This is a genomic window from Roseofilum capinflatum BLCC-M114 (assembly GCF_030068505.1).
Taxonomy (GTDB): Bacteria; Cyanobacteriota; Cyanobacteriia; order Cyanobacteriales; family Desertifilaceae; genus Roseofilum; species Roseofilum capinflatum.
Window position 1 is genome coordinate 1 of the sequence record NZ_JAQOSO010000079.1, and the last position, 18,367, is coordinate 18,367.

13 protein-coding genes are annotated in these 18,367 nt (G+C 48.0%); 6 read left to right on the top strand and 7 right to left on the bottom strand.

What is annotated here, in order from left to right; all coding sequences use genetic code 11:
• A partial coding sequence (locus PMG25_RS13485) for a CHAT domain-containing protein (protein WP_283767421.1) occupies positions 1–2,571 on the top strand: 2,571 nt, incomplete at its 5' end.
• 545 nt (positions 2,572–3,116) lie between these two features.
• On the opposite strand, the gene PMG25_RS13490 is transcribed toward PMG25_RS13485, so the two are convergent.
• Positions 3,117–5,171, bottom strand: coding sequence for a DUF6077 domain-containing protein (locus PMG25_RS13490; RefSeq protein ID WP_283767422.1), 2,055 nt, complete (start codon positions 5,169–5,171; stop codon positions 3,117–3,119).
• Positions 5,172–5,287: 116 nt separating this feature from the next.
• Here PMG25_RS13490 and PMG25_RS13495 point away from each other — a divergent pair, with 116 nt between their 5' ends.
• On the top strand, positions 5,288–6,142 hold the full coding sequence (locus PMG25_RS13495) for a hypothetical protein (RefSeq protein WP_283767423.1): 855 nt from the start codon (positions 5,288–5,290) through the stop codon (positions 6,140–6,142).
• A gap of 220 nt (positions 6,143–6,362) precedes the next feature.
• Positions 6,363–7,571, top strand: coding sequence for a potassium/proton antiporter (locus PMG25_RS13500; protein WP_283767424.1), 1,209 nt, complete (start codon positions 6,363–6,365; stop codon positions 7,569–7,571).
• 174 nt (positions 7,572–7,745) lie between these two features.
• On the opposite strand, the gene PMG25_RS13505 is transcribed toward PMG25_RS13500, so the two are convergent.
• From PMG25_RS13505 to PMG25_RS13525, 5 genes are all read right to left on the bottom strand, one after another.
• Positions 7,746–8,000, bottom strand: coding sequence for a NifU family protein (locus PMG25_RS13505; protein ID WP_271944454.1), 255 nt, complete (start codon positions 7,998–8,000; stop codon positions 7,746–7,748).
• Positions 8,001–8,074: 74 nt separating this feature from the next.
• Entirely contained in the window at positions 8,075–8,725 is a 651-nt protein-coding gene (locus PMG25_RS13510) for a DUF3386 domain-containing protein (protein WP_283767425.1), read from the bottom strand.
• Positions 8,726–8,857: 132 nt separating this feature from the next.
• A complete protein-coding gene (locus tag PMG25_RS13515) occupies positions 8,858–10,852 on the bottom strand; it encodes an amylo-alpha-1,6-glucosidase (RefSeq protein WP_283767426.1) in 1,995 nt (664 codons plus the stop codon).
• 180 nt (positions 10,853–11,032) lie between these two features.
• Positions 11,033–12,037, bottom strand: coding sequence for a pentapeptide repeat-containing protein (locus PMG25_RS13520; protein ID WP_283767427.1), 1,005 nt, complete (start codon positions 12,035–12,037; stop codon positions 11,033–11,035).
• Positions 12,038–12,436: 399 nt separating this feature from the next.
• Positions 12,437–14,392: an alpha-amylase family glycosyl hydrolase gene (locus PMG25_RS13525; protein ID WP_283767428.1), complete on the bottom strand. Its 1,956-nt coding sequence runs from the start codon at positions 14,390–14,392 to the stop codon at positions 12,437–12,439.
• A 253-nt stretch (positions 14,393–14,645) separates the two neighbouring features.
• On the opposite strand from PMG25_RS13525, the gene PMG25_RS13530 reads away from it, so the two are divergent.
• Both PMG25_RS13530 and PMG25_RS13535 read left to right on the top strand, forming a co-directional pair.
• Positions 14,646–15,368: a biliverdin-producing heme oxygenase gene (locus PMG25_RS13530; protein WP_283767429.1), complete on the top strand. Its 723-nt coding sequence runs from the start codon at positions 14,646–14,648 to the stop codon at positions 15,366–15,368.
• 148 nt (positions 15,369–15,516) lie between these two features.
• The gene (locus PMG25_RS13535) at positions 15,517–17,034 is read left to right on the top strand and encodes an MBOAT family O-acyltransferase (protein ID WP_283767430.1); all 1,518 of its coding nucleotides are present in this window, start codon (positions 15,517–15,519) and stop codon (positions 17,032–17,034) included.
• Between the two features lie 57 nt (positions 17,035–17,091).
• On the opposite strand, the gene PMG25_RS13540 is transcribed toward PMG25_RS13535, so the two are convergent.
• A complete protein-coding gene (locus PMG25_RS13540) occupies positions 17,092–17,523 on the bottom strand; it encodes a VOC family protein (protein WP_283767431.1) in 432 nt (143 codons plus the stop codon).
• A gap of 19 nt (positions 17,524–17,542) precedes the next feature.
• On the opposite strand from PMG25_RS13540, the gene PMG25_RS13545 reads away from it, so the two are divergent.
• On the top strand, positions 17,543–18,310 hold the full coding sequence (locus PMG25_RS13545; protein WP_283767432.1) for a TIGR00297 family protein: 768 nt from the start codon (positions 17,543–17,545) through the stop codon (positions 18,308–18,310).
• Positions 18,311–18,367: the final 57 nt, after the last annotated feature.

Here is an 18,367-nt window from a genome sequence, read left to right on the forward strand (position 1 = left end):
AATTTAGACAAGGCGATCGCGGCTTACCACATTGCCCTGAAGTTCTACACACCCGACGAATTTCCTCAATACTACGCAGGAACGCAAAATAATCTGGGGACTGCCTACTCTGACCTTGCCTCAATTCGGGAGAAGGGGGAGAATTTAGAGAGGGCGATCGCCGCTTTCAACAACGCCCTGAAATTCCGCACACCGGACAAATTTCCCCAACAGTACGCCACCACGCAAAATAATCTGGGGACTGCCTACCAAGAGCTTGCCTCAATTCGGGAGAAGGGGGAGAATTTAGAGAGAGCGATCGCAGCTTACGACAACGCCCTCAAGTTCCGCACACCCGACGAATTTCCTCAATACTACGCAGGAACGCAAAATAATCTGGGGGCTGCCTACTGGGAGCTTGCCTCAATTCGGGAGAAGGGGGAGAATTTAGACAAGGCGATCGCAGCTTACGACAACGCCCTCAAGTTCCGCACACCCGACAAATATCCCCAACAGTACGCCACCACGCAAAATAATCTGGGGGCTGCCTACGGAGAGCTTGCCTCAATTCGGGAGAAGGGGGAGAATTTAGGGAAGGCGATCGCCGCTTACGACAATGCCCTGAAGTTCTACACACCGGACAAATTTCCCCAAGATTACGCCATGACGCAAAATAATCTGGGGAATGCCTACTGGGAACTTGCCTCAATTCGGGAGAAGGGGGAGAATTTAGAGAGGGCGATCCGAGTGTATCGTCAGGCGTTAATGATTCGCCGCCCTCAAAGTTTACCGTTAGATTGTCTCAACACTGCGAGAATTTTAGGCGACCTTGGCTTCAAAGAAGGCAACTGGAACCTTGCTATTGAAGCCTATGCTACCGCTATCGAAGCCGTGGAACAAAGTCGCGCTTGGATAACCACAGACGATCGCCGCCAAGAAATCATGGCAAACTCTAGGGGAGTCTACGCCAATATTATCCAAGCCCATGTCAACCTGGAGCAATACGACAAAGCCTTGGAATATGCCGATCGCAGCCGCTCCAAACATCTGGTAGACTTAATGCACAGTAACGACCTCTATCAAGGGGGCGAGATTCCCGAAGCCGTGCAAGCCTTACTCCAGCGCTACGAAGCCTTGCAAACCGCAATCAACCAAAAACGCCAACCTCCCCAAAACTCCAGCGACAACAAAACCGTTGCCACCACTCGCCAAACCTTCGAGACATTTGTCCAGGATATCGAAGCCTTAGAAGCGGAAAAACAACAGGTTTGGCAAGCACTGCGCCGTCAAGATCCCGTTTTAGCCGGTTCTAAGGAAGTCGCTCCCCTGAGCTTCACCGAGATGCAGAAGCTGCTCCCGGATGCTACCACCGCTCTGCTCAGTTTCTACACGAATGATGAGGAGACATTGATCTTTATCCTCTACAAGGATAAACCCACCCAATGCCACCGTTGCCCAGAACAAGGAATTCAGAACTTGCAAGTTTGGTTAGGCGAAAACTGGACAATTCCTTACGCCAACTATATATATAAGGACAACTCCCAATGGCGCGATAACATGGTTGAACTCCTCCATCAACTTACCAAGCGCCTCAACCTGAATCACTTAATCCAAACCCATCTCCAAGGTATCGAAGAACTGATTATCGTTCCGCACCTGGTGCTGCATCAAATTCCCTTCGCCGCGCTTCCCCTGTCTGCACCGACTCCCCACCCGCACCCGCAGGCACTCCCAGAGGAGAGCAGAAAACCGGGAGGAACGCCCAAAACCCCCAAACGCAAACAAACCGCGACACGCTACCTGGGCGATGAATTCCGCATTCGCCTGATTCCCTCTTGCCGCATTTTACAGTATTGCCAAGAGCGCCCACCCCTGAAAGAGCCAGCCCTGGGCATTGTCGCCGATGCCACCGAGGATTTACCCTTTACCCCCTTCGAGTGCCAAACCATCGCCCAAGCCCACAAAGTACCCGCCTCTCGCTACCTGCGGGGCAAACAAGCCACGGTTGACCAGTATAAAACCTTGCTGCAAACCGTGGGTCGCCTGCACAGCAGCCACCACGCCGCCTACGACTGGCAAAACCCCCTCAACTCCAAGCTCCTCCTAGCCGACGGCGATCTCACCCTGGGCTTGCTCCTGACTCCCGGCTGGCGGATGCCCGATGTAGAAGAGATTTTCACGTCCTGCTGTGAAGTTAATTTTACCGCAGCCAACCCCTCCGATGACCCCCTGACCCTAGCGGCGGGTTTCCTCTGTGCTGGAGCCAGGGCAGTCATCACGACTCAGTGGGCAGTAGCTGACCTAGGAAGCGCCCTGTTAGCGATTTTATACGACCAAAAGCGAAATTCTGGTGTAAGCCGCTCTGCTGCCCTCCAGCAAGCGCAACAGGAGTTACGCAGTTTGACGGGTCAGGCGTTGGAGGCGCGGTACAAAACACAACTATCAGACTATCTGCAAAAGCGCTACGGACAGGATCGGGAGCGGTTGGGTAAGCTCACCTATGGTTTATCCCGGTTGTATTCCTCGGATACGGATACTCCGTTTGCCGATCCCTATTATTGGGCGGGGTTTGTGGTACAGGGGATGAATTAATAATTAATATCAAATCCTTAAATGGTTGCTACTTTCTGTGTACTGTAGAGACATGGTGGGTTCGTGCGGGTTTCCGCAAGCGGACATGAATACAAAAATAGTTGTCAGTCTACAAGATTTGGGTATAACCCGCCCCTACAGAGATCTGTAGCGCAAATAAATAGATTTGATATAACTATAACTGTTACAGCAGTTTTCGCTGTTATGGTGTACAGTCTTAAAGGCTCAAAGCCATGTACCACAACCCTATTCCCTATTCCCTATTCCCTAGCGCGTTCATGTCCGCGAAGCGGAAAGCGCTATAACGCCGCTTCATATCCAATCCGGTTAATGGGAAAAGACAAGCGGGCAAGATGCCCGCACTCCTTGAATTCTTTGATAGGACTGGAGTGGGAGCATCTTGCTCCCTGAATTTTTAAGATTGTTCTACTCCTACCTGCTCCGGCAGGTCTGTCGGATTTTTTTGTGCCAATTTTTGGAGAGGGGATACAGCGCTTCGCGGACATGAAACGTAAGAATTTCCCAGAATAGCAGAAGAGGGGAAACTATAACATCCACAGGGCATAATGATCGATGATGGTTACTTGAAAGCCTAATGAGGAGAGAATGGCGTTAATTTCCGGTTCCCAGGGATTCGTAAGCGGAACAATTACGGCTTTGATGGAGAATTGCAGAATGGAATGTTGTAAAACTTGGGGAGCGTTGGGGGGACGATTTACGCCACTAATGTATTGGGAAAGAATACGGCGCTGATTGGCTTCTGCTTCGGGGAAGAAATTGGTGATTTGTAGATAGCTTTCGGTGACGACAATGGGATATAAGGGAGTTCGAGGCACGATCATCCATCGAGCTAATTCGTCTCCGGCAACTTCTTCGCCGACGGGGGAAGCGGGGGCTAAGATATAGCTTCCGGGGGGAACTTTAGCCTGGATGCGGTTAATGAGATCGAGTTTTTGTTGGGGGAGTTTGGGTTGGGGAGGAAAGCGATATTGAATGCGGTTAAAGTCGATTTGGGGAGAGTAGGGGTTGGGGGAAAGGGCGGTGGAGAGGACAATTAAGGCGGTGGCAGCGAAGGCGTAAAAGGTGAGTTTTATGGTTTTTTGATGTTTAGAAAAGGGATAGGAAAGCAGGGGGAAACTGAGTAAGATGCCGAGGAGAAGATGGCGGGGAATCACCCACCAGAGGCGGCGAAAGGTGGGGACTCCGGTGAGGTTGACTGCCCAAAATTCTTGCAGGAAGGGATTCATGAAGATGAGCATAAAGACGAGAATTATGCCGAGGAGAAATCGGCGCATATTGAGATCTCTTAAAACTGCCCAAGTTGCTAGAGTGGCAACCCAAAAGATGTATCCTCCCATGCCATGATTGAGCTGTAGCACGAAGTCGTTATTAATGATGCTTTCAAAGTTGGGATCGCTCATGTTGGGGGAGGAGGCTTTGACTTGGGTGATGAAGAGGAGGGCGATCGCCAAGGGATAAGCCGTAGTAGTCAAAACCGATACAGATTTCCAGGTGGTTTTTGCCGTGGGAGTCCAGTATCCGCAAGTCGTGAGCAATACCGTCAGAGGCGCGGCATAGAGAGCGGTGGAGCTACAGCCAACGGCGGCAATATTGGCAAAGGTGAGAATAATCCATTTCCAACCACTGGGTGCAGTTAGATACCGCAAGGTATAGACGATAATCAGGGGAACAAGGATGGCTACAAACAGGGGTTTTCCCTGTTGCAGACGAGCGAGGGAGAAGTTTCCTAACCCGGCAGCCGTGGTTAAAATTACGAGTAAGAGGGTGGTAACGGTGGTGATGCTTAACCAGTGACGGGGGGTAATTACGCGGAAGAAGAGAGCAGAGGCAAAAATGACCAAGGGAGCGATCGCCAAAGGTTGCCAGAAATTCCGCACCCAAAGATGCGAAATGCCGGTAATGTGGCTGATGACTGCCGCGAAAAGTTCCACTGAATGCACCCGATAAACGGGTAAAAGGAGGGGCACATTGGGCACACCATGCATCGTATCTTGCACCATCAGGGGGCGATCGGGATGGTCTAAAGCGGCGACCATCAGGTTGAGATAAAAGGCATCATCTCCATGGGTGCGGTGAATTATGGCAGTAGCAATAATAGCCAGAGCAACCAAGCCGATCAGCCATTCCCAAGATACAATCTTAGGTAATTTTAAGACGAACTTGTGAGCAGGTTTGCGGATGAGTTGCCAGTAGGAAACGCCTAATCCTAACGTGGCTAAACTCCAAAAGAGGACAAAATTATCCGTTATGCCATAAATGATCACTAAGATGACCGCAATACCCAAAGGAAGAGCCAAATCTTTGCCGAGCTGTGGTTTGGGGGGTTCTGAACTGTCTTTCTCTAAGGGAAAAGAGTCAGGAAGAACGGCTTGAAAACTGAGGAAAAAACCGGCAATGGCGAAAATGAGGGCGATCGCCGAAAAATGCAGTAAAGTCTCAAATGTCGCTTGACGCAACACCATCGCATTACACAACAGCGTCCACACTCCAATCAGCCAAACCCAAGATAAACAGGACACTTCAACGATTAATCCTGCCCATCCTTGGCGCTCCTTCATCCGGGTAAAAACGGTCTTCATAACTATCCTGCAACGGCCGATCTGGGCAAACTGGATGGATTATACCGCGATCGCCCGCCCCATTAACCTGAGATATGATAATCCTTAAACAGTCAGACCATACAAAACCGTTGCACATGAAAAAAAACAATCGAGCTTTTCCTTTCTTGTCTTCCATGGTGCTTGTTCCCCTCACTGCCTTGATCTTGAATGGGACAGCCACCCATTCTAGAGCGCAAACCGGGGAAACCGGGTTAATCTTTGAAGGACAATCCACCCCCAATCAAGTCCCCGTTACAGTGACTGAATATACAGGAGAATGTCCCGGAACAGAAGAGGCTGGTGATATCAAAGCCTGGTTTGTCTCCACTTTCATTTCCCCTCAACCTCGGCAACGGGTTCGCATTACGAATGTCACCACCGGTATGAATCCCAACCGTCTTCCCTATACCGATCGCGCCTATGATAAAGGAAACTCCTCAGAACCCATTCTGATGCAATTTGGCACGGAGCATGGGGATAGTCGGTTTCGGGTACAACGGGGTCTCAATGAATTCGAGTATCAGATTCGCCAAGGTCGGGAGACCGTAGAAGAAGGCCGATTTACAGCACTGTTCGATGTGCAAACGCGATCGCAAGTTCGCAACAGTCAATTAGTGACCCAAGAAGTCTGTGCCAATACTAATATTACTCTGAATCGATGTGGCGATCGGCGTACTCAAAATCAATGGAAATGTCCCGATGGCAAAGTGATTCGCCAAGAAACTTTTCCCCAGGGGCCGGTTAAAACCATGATTCGCAATGAAACCTCAGAAATGGTCAACTTTGAGATCCGAGGTCGGCAATATTCCCTCTGGCCAGGTCAGTCCATCGAACTCACTGACAGCAATCCGGGTTTTGTCCGATATTCCAATCGCAGCACCTCCTTACAACCTGGCGTTCTTTACCGCTTTCAAATATTCGGCAATACTCTCAACCTCGTCGATCGCTAATTCTTATAGCGCTTTGCGCGGTAATGGGTAATAGGTAATGGGTAATAGGAAAACCATTTTTCACGCTATAATACCCATTTTCCAGGCTTTTTATAGCAATTCTCTCTTCTATCGAGTACATCTTGAAGACCTAGACCCTAAGCAATACAAGCTATTGCCTATTGCCTATTGCCTATTGCCTAGCATGTAATACAAACCCTGAGATTAAATCCCCCTACTCATGCTCTCCCTAGACTATATCTTTATCGCTGCTGGTCTTCTCCTCCTCGCCAGCGTTATGTCCAGCAAACTCTCTCGAAAATTCGGGATTCCGGGACTGCTCATCTTCCTATTGATTGGCATGTTAGCCGGATCGGAAGGCATCGGTGGCATTGCATTTGAAAATTATGAACTCGCCAAAACCATCGGTGATATTGCCTTAATCTTTATCCTATTTTCAGGAGGATTAGACACTCAATGGAGTCATATTCGCCCGGTTCTGGGACAAGGATTAATTCTCTCGACGGTTGGGGTCGGCATAACGGTATTGAGTCTAGGAACCTTTGCCTGGTTAGTCTTGGGGTCTTTTTCTTCCTTCTCCCTCGGATTTGATGGCATTACTTGGCTAGAGGGATTATTATTGGGGGCGATTATTTCCTCAACCGATGCGGCGGCCGTTTTTTCGATTCTGAAAGCCAGCAAATTAGATCTCAAGGGAAATTTACAACCTTTATTAGAATTAGAATCGGGGAGCAACGATCCCATGGCTGTCTTACTCACCACGACTTTAGTGGGAATGCTAACTGCACAAGAGGGGTCTTTAGGAAGCTTAACTCTAGCTTTAATCACCCAGCTTTGTGTGGGGACATTAGTGGGGTATGGATCAGGACTTTTGATGAGTTGGATGACCAATCGTTTGCATTTAGACACTAAAGCGTTGTATCCAGTCGGCAGTATTGCGCGAGTTTTGCTCACTTATGGGGTGGCGACGTTATTACAAGGGAATGGTTTTCTGGCGGTTTATATCGCAGGAGTGGTTTTAGGAAATCGCGAGTTTCCCTACAAAGAAACCATTATCGATTTTCATGATGGGATTTCTTGGTTGATGCAAATTACCATGTTTTTGTTGTTGGGATTATTGGTGTTTCCCTCTCAGCTTCCGGCGATCGCCCCCATAGCCATTATCATTGCCTTATTCCTGATGTTCGTCGCTCGTCCCCTCAGTGTATTTATGGGTCTGTGTTGGACAAAGTATAACGTCCGGCAAAAGCTGTATATTTCCTGGGTTGGCTTGAGAGGATCAGTGCCGATTATTTTAGCCATTGTGCCGATTACCATGAATGTAGAAGATGCGAACACCATTTTTAATGTCGTCTTTTTTATTGTCCTGATTTCCGTCTCCATTCAGGGCTTTACCTTGGTTCCAGCCGCACGATGGCTGAAGTTATAGAGCAATGAGTAATTGAGTAATGATTAATTGTAAGGGCGAACGGCCGTTCGCCCTTACAAGGGGGTTTTCCATGGTCGATAAGGGCTGAAACTGAGTTAACCAGAGGTTGATGACCTCTAATTACCCATTACCCTTGCCCTGAGCGGAGTCGAAGGGCATTACCAGCGCACAGTGTTACAGAACCTGTTCAACTTCAGCAATTTCCGGAATAAATTCGCGCAAACGGCGCTCAATTCCCATTTTCAGGGTCATGGCAGAACTCGGACAAGAGCCACAAGCCCCTTGTAAACGCAGTTTCACAATGGGGCCATCAATTTCTTCGAGTGCCACATTGCCACCATCAGCCATCAGGTAAGGACGGAGGTCATCTAAAACGGCTTCCACATTGTCGGGGGTTAGTTCCAGGGGAGGGGTTAACGTGCTAGACATAGGCTTAATTCACCAGAATGGACTTCAAATTGCTTCAATTATCCTAACGCGATCGCTCCAATTCGGCGATCGCCCTAAACCAAACTCGGCTCTAACAGCTTAATGTTGGAGTAAGTAAACTGGGTGGTCACCTTTTCTTCTGGGCGTTCCGTATTTAGGGTTTGATGGGTGAGCATAAAATAATCCCCAATTGACTGATAGCGGTCTTCAAACTGCACATGCTGCATGACTTCACCGCTCTCTGTATTGCGGAACACGGCTTCATAGCGAGTGGGGAGATAGCCTTCTCCCGTATCCAAGGTTTCATGGGTATCGATATAAAACGTCATTTGACCAACTACCCGTTGCACAAAACAAATCACGCGATCGCGTACTTTATACTCTGAACCCATGGCTGCACCGGAAACCTTAATTTCTACAGCTCCGGTATCATCGGTTTCTCCTAAAGTAAAGCTATTTTTCCCATGGGTTTCCTCAAAGGTTCTCCGTTTACGGTGCGTCACCACATCCTTGAGTTGAGTTTCCACAGATTTTTTCACCGCCTCATTCTCAATCCCCGAAATTTCCACGGTTAGATCGCAGTTAATCTGAATGGAGCCACTGTAGATTTCATTGCCTTGTTCAATATCAATCTCAGCACTGATGCCGGGAAACTGGTCATCCCAGGTATAACGATTTTCGTAAGCGCTTTGGAAAAGGTCACGCGCGTTGGTGGTTTGAGTCATTTTCGGTAGGATGGAGTCACTATATATCAGTTTTGCACATATCCCGATCTTAATCGCTAATGGGTCAGATTCCGGTCAGGCGAATCATTGATCTTCTGAATCCATACCGTACCTTGGAGCGAAAGAAAAGAATTATACTTTTCGCTGTTGGTCAATGACGTGCCAAGCGCGTAGGGTTTCGGACACACTCCACGCTTGGGCAATGCAGCCTCTGGGGGTAAAGGGAGGATCGCCATCAAAGATTTCGCTAATACTTCCGATGCCGTGAGTCTGTAAATGGTGAGCCATGGGGGTGAGGAAGCTTAAGGCTCGATCGGGTTGGTTGTAGACTTTCAGATGAGCGATCGCAAACGGCCCCAACAGCCATCCCCATACTGTACCTTGATGATAGGCTCCGTCTCGATGGGCTAGGTTGCCTCCATAGTGGCCGATATATTGGGGATCGTCGGCACTGAGCGATCGCAACCCATAGGAAGTCAGGAGCGATCGCCCACAGGTATCAACCACCTTCTGTTGCTGTTCTGGAGTCAGGGGACTGTGGGGTAAGGAGACGGCAAAAATCTGATTGGGTCGCAGGCTCGGATCGTTTCCTTTTGGAGTATCAATTACATCATAACAGTATCCGATTTCACAATTCCAAAAGCGCTTAAATCCTTCTTTTGCCTGTTCTGCAAGCTGTTCATACTCCCGATCTTCTGTGCCTAATTTACGAGCAAACCCTATCATACTATGCAGCGCATTGTACCACAGAGCATTCACTTCCACGGGTTTCCCTTGCCGGGGAGTGACCACCCAATCCCCATATTTAGCATCCATCCAGGTCAGTTGGGTTAGGGCTTCTCCAGCATACAAGAGGCCATCTTCCGGGTCTCGGTGGATTTTATACCGAGTTCCCCGACAATGCCAGTCGATGATGTCGGCTAAAATGGGGAACAGTTCGGCTAAAAAGCGGCGATCGCGGGTTGCCTGATAATACTGGCGAATGGCTTCAAAATACCATAATGTAGCATCCACCGTATTATAAGCGGGGTCTTCTCCCCCATCGGGGAAGACATTGGGCAACATGCCCCGATCCACATATTGGGCAAAGGTGGCGAGTAACCGCTTCGCTACTTCCGTGCGTCCCGTGGAGAGGGTTAAACCGGGTAGGCTAATCATGGTATCCCGTCCCCAGTCGGTAAACCAGGGATATCCCGCAATCACGGTTTGTCCTTGGGGGTTATGGGAGAGGGGGCGACTCACTATAAACTGATCGGCAGCCAGGATTAACTGTCGAATCCAATCGGGAGCTTTTTCAGTGTGCAAATAGGGGGTGGCTTGCCAACGGTGGAGTAACTGTTTTTCGTACTGTTTTTGTTGCTGTAGGGCTTCTTTCCCGTCCAGATTCACCTGACTCTGGGTACTGGCAACTACAGTTAGGGAGTCTCCAAGATTCAGAGTTATGTTGAGGGTGCAGGCGTGAAAATGATTGTCGCGATCGCCGTCTCCCCGGTAGCGTTCTAGGGGCAGATCGTAGCCTTTTATCCAGGTCTCCTCTAAGGTGAATTCGCCCCCAGAGCTGAAAATATACCAGGGGATGGACGATCCTGGCGTTTCCAATTTTACGCCACAATCAATCCGTTGACAGTTGATGGTGAACTCTGGATCTTCTTGCAGCAAATTGTAGGGGCGGTAATTCGCGATCGCCTTAATCGCTAGATTCACCGCATTACTACTGCGTACCAGAGTGTAGCGAATGTAGGTGGTGTTTTGCCCTTGCTGCATCCAGATCCGTTTTTCTAGCAGGGCATCCCCGCAGGCAAATGTCCAGACCGGGGTTGTGCCCTCTAAACGGAAACTCTCGATTTGGCGATCGCCTTCTGGGTCGATTTTCCCCCCTACCCATCGATTGGTAAACAGGGGATAGGAGGTTTTGCCATAGGTAACGGTTTCATCCAGTTGGGCTAACAGCAGGGTACGCTGTACCGGAGGGTTGAGAGCGGCGACTAATAACCCATGATAGCGGCGACTGAGGCCAGAGGCGATCGTCCCCGATGCATAGCCCCCGATACCATTGGTGACTAACCATTCGCGGGATTGTGCTGTTGCTCGGTTTCCACAGATTTCCCGTCCTACCTCAATCACCATAAGCGCTGTTTTCTCCGCGATCGCTCTTTCCAGAAATCTAGATTACACTATTTTTCTAGCCCTCGCACTTTAGATTCTAGGGAAGTTTCTAGAGAGTGGGAGGGTCTCGCTCCCTAGAAGCCAAAAGCCCCTTCGATCCTCCCACTCCTTCCTTTGCGCTATTTTTATCTCATCCCGGCCCTAGGCATGGATTTTCCCATCCGGCATCATCGCTCCTTCTAAATTCGCCCCTTGCAAATCACATCCAACCAAAGCCGCATCCCGCAGACTTGCACCGCGCAGATCAGCCCCTCGCAAACACGCACCATCCAAATTTGCCCCCCACAGATACGATCCCCGCAAATCGGCTTCCGTCAGATCCGCTCCGCGCAGATCGGCTAAATTCAGATTCGCTTCTGTTAAATCGGCTTTACGCATATCCGCTTCACACAAATTTGTTTTCATCAAATTCGCTTGAATAAACTTACCCCCTTTGAGGATCGTCTCATGCATATCTGCTTGTTTCAAATTCGCTTGATCGAACTGGGTAAAACGCATCTGAGCTTGACTGAGATCGGCTCCGACTAAATTAGAGCCTGCCATTTTTGCCCCATTTAATTTCACCGCATCCAATTCCAATCCACTGAAATTCACACCAGGCAGTTTCAAACCATTCAGGAACGCACCGCTCAGTTTCACTCCATTTAAACCTGCTCCTTGCAGATTTGCTCCGCTTAACCGCGCTCCCGATAAATTCGTCCAATTCAGATTTGCCCCCTCCAAATTTGCTCTTCGCAAATTAATCCCATTCAGGTTTGAACCACACAGATTCACCTGTGGCATTTTCGCCCGAAACAGATTCACCCAGGTCAAAACAGCGCCACTCAATTTGGCTCCGGTTAAATCCACTTTCCCCAAATGAGCGCCCCGCAAATCTGCCTTTGTCAAGTCTGCTTCGATCAACACTGACCCTTGCAATTTCACATAGCTCAAATTTGTCCCATACAAAAATGCCCCATTCAGGTTGGCTTCTTGGAGAAAACACCGCTCTAAATAGGCTCTTGCCAGAGATGCTTCTTTTAAGTTTGCTCCTGAGAAGTTAGATTTGGCTAACTCCACACCAATCAAGTTGGCATAGGTTAAATCCGATCCACGAAAATCCCGTTCTCCATGGATATATCTTTGTAAAAGTTCATTAGCATCCATAACATTGCTCTCCTACTCGTTTACACTTTTGTCATTCAACTTATTTTTTTGATACATTCTATTCGCAAAAGGGCGATTTCTTCCCCTCCATGAAGAGATTAAAATGGTATCGAGTAAAGCCCATAGCTACTCAGGCTTACCTTTTTTGGAGTTCAGAAAGGATTAAGTCTAGGAATACAGTCGCGTTTTGACGTTTACCTTATGTTGAGGATTGGTCTATTGGCGCTCTGACCATTAGCTTTACTTTATACTTTCTTTAGTATTGCACAAATGTTCCCCTATCCAAACAACTGTAACAAACCTTTAGAAAGATCAAGAAATAGTTACAGCAATGCTGCGATCGGGGACACGCCCCCTTTGACTCCGTTCAGTTTACCCCTTCCTGATTCAGTTTACAGCTTAAGACTCCCGACCCGATGCCCAACGATCGCGCCATTTCACGGTTCCTTCACTAGCCACAACCCAACGCCGGGCAACAATATTTTCTCTTAAGGGAGATTGACCTTCACGCCACAGAGCATATTTATAGTTAATCAATTTTCCGACACTTTCATTGAAAGGGATTTCACCAAACCAAGTATTAGAATTAATGTACTCTAAGGGATAGGCTTGGGCAATATCCCAATTGCCCAATTCAGGACAATCTCCAGTGACCACAATCCGCTCACCTGGTTGAGTATCTACCCCATTCAGTTGGGCCCGAATAATGGTTTGTCCCGTTACTCTTTCGGACACATGACTGAGGACAATAACTTGATTGGTGTCCAGGGTTAAATCGGATAATGTACTCGATTCAACTGTATATTTTTCCAAGGACATAATATCTGTATGCTCGCCATCGGGTAATTCTGTATCGATGGATTCTAAGGTTACTTTCTCGCCTCGATTCATGGCCACAAACAAAATCGAATCTCGATAGCGTCGTACATAGCAATAGACATCGGGAGTAATATATTTTTCCCATTGTCCTCCCATGGAAACGGCTGGATTTAAGCGACGCACACCAGAGAGTAACCGAATTGTCCAATAGAGTTTCGTCTGGGTATCCCAGCGCGTCATCAGGGGACGGTTATAGGGGTCATTATTGCCAAAGGCATTATCGGGATCGACGTTGGTCTTATTGTAAAGATATTGTTCCGTGCCGTAATAAATACAAGGAATGCCACGGGTGGTCATGATCAGGGCGATCGCCAAATGCAAGACTTCCGGATCGTCATTCAAACTTTGGAAGCGATACATATCATGGTTATCAATAAATGTGATTAACTCTGTTGCTCCAGAATAGCGATAGTCTTGATCTAAAACATCTTTGATCCGGTAAAACCCCCCCTCTAGACCTAATGCTAAGGCTTCCCGAATTGCCATGCAAAGACCGAAGTCTAACATGGTCATACCGGAATTATTGGCAAATTCTACGGAACGGTCATCGAGGGGATGGGAATAAATCCATTCGCCAAAGACAAAAATATCGGGTTTATGGGTTTGAATTTCAGCGTTAAATTCTTGCCAAAACCAAATGGGCATATGCTTGACGGTATCGACGCGCAGGGCATCAATCCCGCGATCGATCCATTGTTTGATGGCTGATTTAATATAACTGCGGTAGGCGGTATTATTTTCGTTAAATGTGGCTAATCCGGATAACTCACAATTCTGGATTTGCCATTCATCTTCCCAATCCTGAACTTCACCATAGTGGTGATACCAATGCTCTTTATCATTGTTAAAGTCAGCAATTTTTACCCCGTCATCATAAAGAATGCCCTTCTGTCCGCTAATATCGGGATTGCTGTGGTTGCAGACAATATCTAAGATCAATTTCATGTTGCGCTTGTGTAGCTCTTCAATTAATTGATCGAAGAGGGTATTTTTCTCTTCTTGGGTTTCGTTCAAAGAGGGATTGTCTTCGGGGCGAATAAAGCGAGGATTGATGCGTTTAAAGTCTTGAATCCAATAGCCATGAATGGCGGCACTTTCAATAAAGAGTTCTTCAATTTGTTCAAACAGGGGAGTGAGCCAAATGGCGGTTACCCCTAGGTTTTTCAAATAGTCGAGTTTGTTGATTACCCCTTGTAAATCGCCCCCCCAATATTTGCCCCAATCTTCATGGGTGGGATCGTAGAGTTCGGGGTTTGGCCCTTCATTATTGCGGGGATCGCCATCACAGAAGCGATCGACGACGATAAAATAAATGGTTTCTTGGCGAAATTCAATATCGCGAGTATACAAAAATTCCAGGTCTAAATCTTCCTCAGACTCAGGAGGCTCTACAGATGGGTTTAAGGGAGTTTCTGACTGACGGGCTGAGGGGGTATACTGGCTATGGGGAAACTCGGATAAGTGGGGATCGGTCATCAGAGTAGCGGTTCCTAAGTCAACACTGGGCTACTCTAGAATAGCAGAAGGGTTGCAGGGAAGCTGAGAAGAGAGGCGATCGCTTACCTCCAGTTTAAGAAACTTAATGTCAACGTTAATCAAATCGTTCTAAGGTAGCATTATAGAGGGTAAGTTATTAAACTCTACCCCTTTGCCAACCCTTTGTGGAGACTTAACCCAAAGGATTTTTTTTAAGACCGTCTTTCATTTTCAAAATCGGGAACTGTTTAGGATGAGTACCAATTTAGCGACTAAGCTCCGCGAGGGCACGAAAAAAGCCCACACCATGGCTGAAAACATGGGTTTCATTAAGTGTTTCTTAAAAGGAACTGTTGAAAAAGGCTCTTACCGCCAATTGGCTGGTAATCTTTACTTCGTCTATTCTGCCATGGAAGAAGAGATGGAGCGTCACCAGAATCATCCCGTTTTGGGGCCTCTCTATTTTCCGGAACTAAACCGCAAACAGTCCATCGAACAGGATTTAGCGTTCTATTATGGCAGTAACTGGCGCGAGGAAGTGACCCTATCTCCAGTGGGACAAGAGTATGTTAACCGGATTAGGGAAATTTCAAATGAAGAGCCGGAATTACTGATTTCCCATCTCTACACCCGGTATATGGGAGATTTATCCGGTGGGCAAATTCTGAAGAAAATTGCCCAAACAGCGATGAATTTACCTGAAGGACAGGGAACTCAATTCTATGAGTTTGCTGATATTTCTGATGAGAAGGCCTTCAAGGCTAACTATCGGGAAACTATGGATAACTTACCCATTGATGAGGCAACAGCCGATCGCATTGTAGAAGAGGCGAATGCGGCTTTTGGCATGAACATGAAAATGTTTAATGAACTCGAAGGTAGCTTAATTAAGGCGATCGGGCAACTGTTGTTTAATACCCTCACCAGACGGCGCACCCAAGGCAGTACCGAACTGGCTACTGCTGCCGACAGCTAAACAACTCTACCCTTATGGGGGTGATAATTGCTGTCACTCCGTTACTGTTATCAGACTCTCTAGAGCGGGTTTGAACGGTAACGGGTTGGCAGCATTGTTATTGTTCTTCCCTGTCCACTTGTTTTTCCAGTGTTCCACCCCATAACCGATGAGTTTTACGTCCCTTCTGTATGGTGTCTTTTTATTCAGTGTTTGTATCCTCTATTGGTCAAGCCGATCGCGGCAAACGCGGTTTCTGTTGCTGGCGATCGCCTCATTGCTCTTTTACGCCTCTTGGCAACCCCAATATATCCCCCTGCTCCTAGCCATGACTTGGGTGAACTACAGTTTAGGTAATGTCCTAGTTCCCGACACTGTACAAGGTTCCCACGCCCAAGACTGGCAGCTCTCGAACCAAGAATGGCAGTTTGCCCAAACGGGTTGGAATCAACGGCGCTTTTTCATTTTAGTGGCTGGAATCATCTTAAACGTCTTCCTGTTATTCGGGTTTAAGTATATTCCCTTTGTCCTCAGTTCCGTCGGCCAGATCTGGCAACTCCCCACAGCGACTGCTTCTGCGGACTGGGTGAGCAATAATGTGATCGCCCCCTTGGGCCTGAGTTTCTTCTGTTTTGAGGCGATCGCTTATTTAGTCGATGTCTACCGAGGCGCACCCGCAGCCAAAAGTTTTACCAAATTTGCCGCCTATAAACTCTTTTTCCCCAAACTCATTTCCGGCCCGATCACCCTTTACCACCAACTCACCACCCAACTGAGAAACCCCCAATTTCCCACCATCGAAATGTTCACCGAAGGCTTATGGCTGATTGCATTAGGAGCCACCAAAAAAGCCCTAATTGCTGACCGGTTGGGTATGATTGTAGACCTCAGTTTCACTCATTTAGTCCGCGCCGGAAGTTGGGATTTATGGTTAGCCACCCTCGCCTATGGACTGCAACTCTATTTAGACTTTAGTGGTTATGTCGATATTGTGCGCGGCAGTGCCATTTTACTTGGCCTAAATCTACCCGAAAACTTTGAAGACCCCTACTTCACCACCAGCATTGCTGACTTCTGGCGACGCTGGCACATGACCCTGGGAAATTGGCTAAGAAATTATCTCTATTTTCCCTTGGGAGGCTCCCGTTTAGGACTCTTCAGAACCTGTTTCAATTTGCTCATGGTGATGTTCATCGCCGGAATTTGGCATGGTGCAGCTTGGGGCTTTATCGTCTGGGGGGTTTACCATGGATTAGCCTTGGTTGTCCATCGTTTGATAGATGGTTGGTCAAAACACAGTTCTGTCTTAACCGCCTTTTGGCAGAGTTTACCCGGTACGCTCTTGGGTTGGGGAACGACGCAAATGATGGTATTCACTGCCTGGATTTTTTTCCGTCTGCCCAACTTAAAAGACTCCTGGTTTACCATCTCCAACTTATTCGGTAAAGAGGCTGACCCCCAATTTACCCAGAAAATTTATCTGGATACTTTGGGCATCGATCGCCTACAGTTTACCTGGGTGTTATGTGCCCTTGTGGGTGTGATGACCCTCCTGTTTTTATTGCAGCGACGCTTAAAACTACAGCTCAATTGGCCGATTAAATTAGTGTTGATTCCCGTCAGTTTATATTTGGTTTGGTTACTCGCTCCTCAAGGGGCATTGCCCTATATTTACTTTGATTTTTAGGATAGATAGGGTCACCCGATTATCCTTCTGCCGTGCGAAGCGCTATTAGAAGCGCTATTAAGGGCGATCGCCTACAGCAGTCACTTCCTGCGCTCCAAAAATTGCCTCTGGGTGGCAATAATGCTTGAATTCTAGGTAATTCTCAAAGGGATCGGCTAAGAAAAAGGTAAAATGTTCGGTTAATTGGCCTGGAAACCGTTGTTTAGGCTGTTGAAAGAAGCGCAAACTCCGATCTTGCGATCGCTGCAACAGCTCATCCCAATCCGACTTTTGGGGAAACACCAAGCCAAAATGACGGGGATAAATCCCAGTTTGTGGGGTTAAGGGTTCATCCGTGACATGGGCCACCAACTGATGGCCATACAAGCTTAAAATAAGAGCATGGCGCGATTCTCGACCCATTTGGCAGCCCAAACCCTCCACATAAAAGGCTTTGGTCTCTTCCAGATTTTGCACCGGGAACGCCAGATGAAATAACACGCTGTCCATAATCTAAGCCTTATCCTCAATGACTGATTTAACCATCTTCACCAATCCCTGGATGATTGCCGTAATTCTGAATACGGTCTTATTAACCATTGTGGCATTAGCGCCGAAAAAATTGTTAACCCTGGCAGGAGTGATTCATGCTTGGATTTTGGGGGTACTCGTCTGGGGAACCCTGGGATGGCCCGGTTATGCGGTGGTCGGGTTTTATTTCTTGGTCGGTTCAGGAGTTACTCGCATCGGGTTAGCCGAAAAAGAAGCTGAAGGAATTGCCGAAAAACGCTCAGGTGCAAGGGGGCCGGAAAATGTTTGGGGGTCTGCTCTAGTGGGTGCAGTTTGTGCTGTGGGAGTATTGTTGATTCAGGTTCAAGGGGGCCCGGATGAACTCATTCCCTGGTTAGGTTTAGCCTATGTAGCCAGTTTTAGCACCAAATTGTCCGATACTTGCGCTTCCGAGGTCGGTAAAGCCTACGGAAAACGCACCTTTCTGATTACCACCTTGCAACCGGTAGCGCGGGGAACCGAGGGAGCGGTGAGCTTAGAGGGAACTTTAGCCGGGATGGTGGGGGCGATCGCCCTTGCCCTAGTCGGTTGGTTTGTGGGTCTGATCAGCCCCCTAGGTGTCCTTTACTGCCTAGTAGCGGCATTTTTAGCCACAAACATCGAAAGCCTGATTGGAGCCACCCTACAGAGCGAAATGAGTTGGCTAACCAACGAACGGGTGAACATCATCAACACCGCATTGGGGGCGATGTTTGCCGTTTTGTTCGCCTACGCCATTATCCTGTAGGGGCGGGTTATACTCAAATCTAGGATACCCACAAATCAATAACGTAAACCCGCCCCA